The organism is Mesorhizobium sp. M7A.F.Ca.AU.001.01.1.1, assembly GCF_004022735.1.
GTDB lineage: Bacteria > Pseudomonadota > Alphaproteobacteria > Rhizobiales > Rhizobiaceae > Mesorhizobium > Mesorhizobium ciceri.
In genome coordinates, this window is the sequence record NZ_RZPF01000414.1 from 1 (window position 1) to 5,809 (window position 5,809).

Consider the following 5,809-nt stretch of genomic DNA (forward strand, 5'->3'; position numbering starts at 1 on the left):
CTCGCAGCGGCAGTCGGCAGTGGCCGGCAGCTGGCCACACCGTTTTGTTTTGCAGGAATGCGGGATGCAGTCCCACCTCAGACGCCGAAGGCGATACCGGTCTTGGTGTCCGTCTTCAGCTTGCGCATGCAGGCGTTCGGTTCGACGCCGGTACCGGTGCATTCGGTCGCGCTGTTGATCAGCACGCGGCTGACTTTCGAGCACTCGGTGCCGGCCAGATCGAAACGCGTCACCTTGGTCTTGCCGGCCGGCAATTCCTTGAAATCGAGCACGGTCAGCCGGTCGACGACGCCTGCCTCGTTGAACAAGGCGATCTCGAAGGCAGCCTTGGACAGGTCGGCGCCGAGATTGTTGTTGACCACGAACCTCAGGCGGCAACCCTTGTCGGAAGGTTGCGCGCCATTGAGTTCCAGGGTGAGCGTGGGGGCCGGCGCGGACTCTTGCGCCCACGCCGAAACCATCGCAAGCGACATCGCCAGCATCGAGGTCAGCAGACGAAGGGGTGTCGTCAAGCTCGTCATGGCAATCAGCCTCCAAACCGCATCGTTGCCGCCAGCTTCAGCGTTATGCCGGGCTCGTAGGCCGCGAAAACCGGCTGCGGCGGCTGGCCAGCCGTGGTCAGGTTAAGCGGGTTGGCGTATTTGACATCGAACAGATTGTCGGCGCGGAAATCAATCTTCAAATTGTCCGTCGCCTGGTAGCTGGCAAAGGCATTGACCAGCGTGTAGTCCTCGGCGATCGGATTGCCCTTGGGCTTGCCATTGTATTGCACTTCGCCGCCGACGGTCAGCTTGTCCTCGAGGAAGCGCAAGCCGAGCTGCGCGGTGACCTGGGATGATGGGATCGTGGCGAGATCCGCTTCCACACCCTTGTAGGAAATGGTGTGACCATTGGTGATTGAAGCCGAGAGGCCGGCATAGCCCCATCCGGCATCATAGACGCCCTCCAGTTCGAAGCCGTCGATCTTGGCCTTGGCAAAATTCTGGTACTGGAAGCATATCGGGATACCGGGTCCGCTCGGGCAACCGGCTGTCGGGTCAAACCGCGACAGGGTAACGCCATCGATGTAATCTTCGACATCATTGTTGAAATACGCTGCCTTGATGCGCAGCGCATCGCCGGCTTCGAGGATGTCGTTCTGCTTGTAGTTGACGCCGAATTCGACGGTCTTTCCAGTCTCCGGCCGCAGATTGGGATTGGGCAGGAACGGAAAGCTGACGCCTGCCGGATGATTGCCGCTGATCAGCGTCTCGGCGATCGATGGCGAGCGATAGCCCTCGGCATAGGTGCCATAAAACTGAAGGCCGGCAAGGCCTGCGGATTCGAACGGGGAGACGCCGACGGTGATGCGCGGCGATACCCTGTCGCCGGAAATGTCGTGGGTGTCATCTTTGAGACTGTAGTTGTCGTAACGCAGCCCGGCGATGACTTCGAGCCACTCCCAGGTGAGCTTGTCCTGGACATAGGCGCCCGAAACGTTGCGCTTGCCCGAAGGCGTGTAGAAACTGTCGCCACCAGCCGCGCCGCCGGTCTCGACGTTATCGCCGACCCAGTCGCCGCCATAGGTCAGCTCGTGCGCGATCCCACTCGTCTCGAACCGGGACGTGTTCCAGATGTCGATGCCGGTGGTGCCGACGTCGAATGTCGACTGCGATCCCGCCGGCAAGACAACGGGAAGGCCGGTGACCGGATCAAAGCGGTTTTGCGGGACAAGGCTGGTCAGATCGAGGTTGGTCTTGTTGTAGGAGGTGTTGATGTGGAGATCGAGCCAGCTCTTGTCCTCATCCGTGATGTTGTAGCGCGCCGTGAAGGTGTTCGACTTCAGGTCGACGTCATTGACCGGCGCACCGCCGCTGATCTCGTTCCAGCCATCGCTTGAGCCGACCCAGCCGAGCTTCAGTTCGCTGTTGTCGGTCGGGCGTATGCTGGTCTTGAGCAGTCCGCTCAGCACGTCGAAGCCGGTGCCCTTGACGGTGTCGCCGCCGCCATCCTTGTAGTCGTCATAGTCGCGGTAGACGATGTTGCCCAGCACGTCCCAATTCTCGTTAATGCGGTAGGCGCCGGATGCACTTGTGGTCCAGCCCTTGCCGTTGCTCTCATAGCGTCCCGTGACGGAACCGGCCCATGTCTCGTCAGGCTTGAGGAAATCCTCGGCATCCTTGGTGTCGAAGAAGACGACGCCGCCGATGGCGCCCGAGCCGTAGGTGTTGGCTACAGGACCACGGATAACATCCACGGATTTGACGAGTTCGGGGTCGATGTAGAAGGTCGACTGCGTGCCGTGGTCGGAGCGCTGGAAATTCTGTCGTGCGCCGTCGACGATGACTGCGACGCGACCGAAATCCTGCAGGCCGCGGATGTTGATGCTGGTGCTGACGCGCCTGGCGTCGGCCTGCGCCGCGACACCGGGCACGCCGAGCAGCATCTCATTGGGCGTCGTCGCCATGCGGCGGTCGAGCTGTTCCTGGCCGATATGGCTGGCCGATGCCAGCGATTCGATCGCCGTCTCGCCGGTGCGGCTGATGACGAGGATCTTGTCGAGCAGCGTTGCTCCCGCTGGTGCTGCCTTTTCCTCTTCAGCCTTCTTCGTTTGATCTGTCGTCTGCGCCGCCTGCTGGGCGTTGGCCAGTTGCGCCGATAAGGCAATCGCCGCCACGCTTGCCAGCAATGCCGCCGCGCCGTTCGCCGCCGACCGGCCGCGCCATTCCCAAGTCACAAACCCCATGCCCCAACTCCAAAGTCCAGGTTTCATGCTGGCTGGCCCGGGGCTGGCTGGCATTTTTGATCGTCGCCGACGTCTTAAATGTTGACTCATTTAATCCGGTATTGCACTGACTAGTAAACATGATTATTCAAGTCAAGAAATGAATCGGATTACGCAACGCCTAGCCAGACGCCCGGCACAGGAAAGGGATCCATCCAGATGAACACCCACAATCCCAACGATTTTCGCTATCGCGTCCGCCGTCCCGACGATGCCTCCCCCCATTTCGACCGGGTTCCGCTGGCGGTACGAACCCTTTCCAGCAACACCCTGTTCCAGGGCGAGCACGAGATAGGCATCGAGCATCACGGTGCACTCTACCGGCTGAAAATCACCCGCCAGGGCAAGCTCATTCTCAACAAGTAAGACAAGGCAACAGGGACCGAGACATGGATCAGCGCGTAAAACCCGCCCCGCATGAAATCCGGCGGGCACGGACAGACAATCCGAAGACGCGCGAGCGTGATCTGGCTGCCCATCTCGGCATTTCGGAAGCCGAACTGGTCGCGGCGCATTGCGGCGACGGCGTCGTCCGCATCGAGCCGCGCGTCAACGATCTTCTGACCGGCCTCGAGGCCGTCGGCGAGGTCATGGCGCTGACCCGCAATGACAGCGCGGTGCACGAGAAGATCGGCGTCTATGACAAGGTCGTCACCGGCACCCACAATGCCATGGTGCTTGGCGAAAACATCGACTTGCGCATCTTCCCGAAGGTCTGGGCGCACGGCTTTGCCATCGAGAAGCGCGACGGCGACGAAATCCGCCGCAGCCTCCAGTTCTTCGATGCGGCAGGCGAGGCCGTGCACAAGGTGCATCTGCGGCCGGCCTCCAGCCTCTATGCCTATCAGAAGCTGGTCGCCGCGCTCGAATCGTCCAACCAGGAACCGACGGTCGACATCTCGGGGCCACTCCCCGATGACGAGATCCATGGCGACGAAGCGGCCGCCAATCTCGACGATCTGCGTGACCGCTGGAGCCGGCTGACCGACGTGCACCAGTTCTTTGGTATGCTGAAGACGCTGAAACTAAGCCGCCGGCAGGCGGTGCGCCTGGTTGGGCAGGACTATGCCTGGCAGCTCGACAATGAGGCGGTCCGGGCCATGTTTCATCATGCCGCGGAGGGCGAGATGCCGATCATGTGCTTTGTGGGAAACCGCGGCTGCATCCAGATCCATTCCGGTCCGATCAAGTCGATCAAGCCGATGGGACCATGGATCAACGTGCTGGACGAAACCTTCCACCTGCATCTGCGCACCGACCACATCCACGAGGTCTGGGCCGTGCGCAAGCCGACCAAGGACGGTCATGTCACCTCGCTCGAGGTCTATGACGCCGACGGCAAGATGATCATCCAGTTCTTCGGCAAGCGTCATGAAGGCGAAAGCGAGCGAGACGACTGGCGCTTCCTGGCGGAAAACCTGCCGCGCATCCCAAGCCCGACTGCAGCCTGAGAAAAAATGCTATGAGTGTTTTCCCAAGATTGTCGGCTGTGCGCGGATCTATTTTGGGGCCGGTGATCGGTCTCTCCATGGCTGTTATCGCACTGCAACCCGCCAGCGCCGCGGAAGGCACGGCCGTGTTTGCCGATCCTTCAAAGATCGTGGCCATTGGCGGCTCGATCACCGAGATCGTCTATGCTCTCGGCCAGGAAAAGCATCTGGTGGCACGCGATTCCACCAGCCGGTTCCCAAAGGCGGCGCTTGAGCTGCCCGATGTCGGCTATATGCGCGCGCTGTCGCCGGAGGGTGTGCTGTCGGTCGACCCGACCGGCATCCTGGCGCTGCATGGCAGCGGCCCCAAGGAAGCAGTCGATGTCTTGAAGAAGACGAGCGTGCCGTTCATCGAGGTGCCCGAGCACTACAGCCACGAAGGCATTCTCGAGAAGGTCCGCATCGTCGGCAAGGCGCTCGGCGTCGACGCCAAGGCCGAGGTGCTGGCCAAGGAGCTCGATGCCAAGCTCACGGCCGCCGAGAAGCAGACGGCTTCGATCAAGGAGCGCAAGCGCATCCTGTTCGTGCTGTCGATACAGGGTGGCAAGATTCTGGCGGCCGGCAGCGAGACCGCCGCCGACGGCATGGTCAAGCTGGCCGGCGGCGTCAACGCGGTCGAGGGCTTTTCCGGCTACAAGCAGATGTCCGACGAGGCGATCATAACCGCCAGGCCTGACGTGATCCTGATGATGAGCAATGCCGGGCCTCCGGTTTCGGACGACGAACTGTTCGTCAATCCGTCGATCGCCTCCACGCCGGCCGGAACGGCGCACAAGCTGATCCGCATCGACGGCGCCTATCTGCTCGGCTTCGGGCCGCGCACGGCTGATGCCATCCACGACCTCGCTGTCTCGCTTTATGGCGGGCAGGTCACGGACTGAGCAGGCAGATCATGGTCGATCAATCGATCGCCGGCCCGGTGATGGCAAGCGTATCCGAAGGCGACCGGTCGGGCCGCGCCCGCATCGTCATCCTTCTGCTGTGCCTGGGGCTCGCGGCTGCCGTTTTTCTGTCGCTGACATCGGGGGCTTCGGACGCATCGGCCGCCAACGTCATCGGGGGCTGGCTGTTCGGCGCAGTGCCTGACGACGCCGCGTTGAGCGCCCGCGACAGCCTGATCGTCTATGACATCCGCCTGCCGCGCGTCATCCTCGGCATGCTGGTCGGCGCGGCGCTCGCCGTCTCCGGCGCGGTCATGCAGGGGCTGTTCCGCAATCCGCTGGCGGACCCCGGCCTGATCGGCGTCTCGGCCGGCTCCAGCCTCGGCGCGGTTGCCGTCATCGTGCTCGGCGCGACGATATTGGCTCCGGTGACAGTCTTGCTCGGCACGCTTGCCCTGCCGCTGGCGGCCTTCTGTGGCGGGCTCGCCACCACGCTGATGCTCTATCAGGTCGCGACGCGGCGGGGGCAAACCTCGGTTGCCACAATGCTGCTCGCGGGCATCGCGCTGGCGGCGCTCGCCATGGCGCTGACCGGCATCCTTATCTTCATGGCCGACGATCGCCAGTTGCGCGACCTGACCTTCTGGCAACTCGGATCGCTCGGTGGTGCGACC

At 62.4% G+C, this 5,809-nt stretch carries 6 protein-coding genes; 4 read left to right on the plus strand and 2 right to left on the minus strand.

Features of this window, described 5'->3' with window-relative positions:
• Positions 1–77: 77 nt before the first annotated feature.
• Positions 78–521 carry a hypothetical protein gene (locus tag EN884_RS22755; RefSeq protein ID WP_063168170.1) on the minus strand — a complete coding sequence of 148 codons (444 nt, stop codon included), beginning with the start codon at positions 519–521 and terminating at the stop codon, positions 78–80.
• A 5-nt stretch (positions 522–526) separates the two neighbouring features.
• Complete coding sequence (locus EN884_RS22760; protein WP_082826469.1) at positions 527–2,725, minus strand: TonB-dependent hemoglobin/transferrin/lactoferrin family receptor; 2,199 nt, start codon at positions 2,723–2,725, stop codon at positions 527–529.
• 198 nt (positions 2,726–2,923) lie between these two features.
• Between EN884_RS22760 and hemP the strand changes: the two genes are divergently transcribed.
• The 4 genes from hemP to EN884_RS22780 all read left to right on the plus strand — a co-directional run.
• Complete coding sequence (hemP, locus tag EN884_RS22765) at positions 2,924–3,130, plus strand: hemin uptake protein HemP (protein WP_063168168.1); 207 nt, start codon at positions 2,924–2,926, stop codon at positions 3,128–3,130.
• Between the two features lie 23 nt (positions 3,131–3,153).
• A complete protein-coding gene (locus EN884_RS22770) occupies positions 3,154–4,215 on the plus strand; it encodes a hemin-degrading factor (protein ID WP_063168167.1) in 1,062 nt (353 codons plus the stop codon).
• 11 nt (positions 4,216–4,226) lie between these two features.
• The gene (locus tag EN884_RS22775) at positions 4,227–5,135 is read left to right on the plus strand and encodes a hemin ABC transporter substrate-binding protein (protein ID WP_063168166.1); all 909 of its coding nucleotides are present in this window, start codon (positions 4,227–4,229) and stop codon (positions 5,133–5,135) included.
• Between the two features lie 11 nt (positions 5,136–5,146).
• Positions 5,147–5,809: iron chelate uptake ABC transporter family permease subunit (locus EN884_RS22780; RefSeq protein ID WP_164768785.1), on the plus strand; the 663-nt coding region annotated here is incomplete at its 3' end.

Bases quoted from the DNA above. Each gene is read 5' to 3' on its own strand.
- EN884_RS22760 (WP_082826469.1), bottom strand. From the start codon at position 2,725: ATGGGGTTTGTGACTTGGGAATGGCGCGGCCGGTCGGCGGCGAACGGC.
- EN884_RS22775 (WP_063168166.1), top strand. From the start codon at position 4,227: ATGAGTGTTTTCCCAAGATTGTCGGCTGTGCGCGGATCTATTTTGGGG.
- EN884_RS22755 (WP_063168170.1), bottom strand. From the start codon at position 521: ATGACGAGCTTGACGACACCCCTTCGTCTGCTGACCTCGATGCTGGCG.
- EN884_RS22770 (WP_063168167.1), top strand. From the start codon at position 3,154: ATGGATCAGCGCGTAAAACCCGCCCCGCATGAAATCCGGCGGGCACGG.
- hemP (WP_063168168.1), top strand. From the start codon at position 2,924: ATGAACACCCACAATCCCAACGATTTTCGCTATCGCGTCCGCCGTCCC.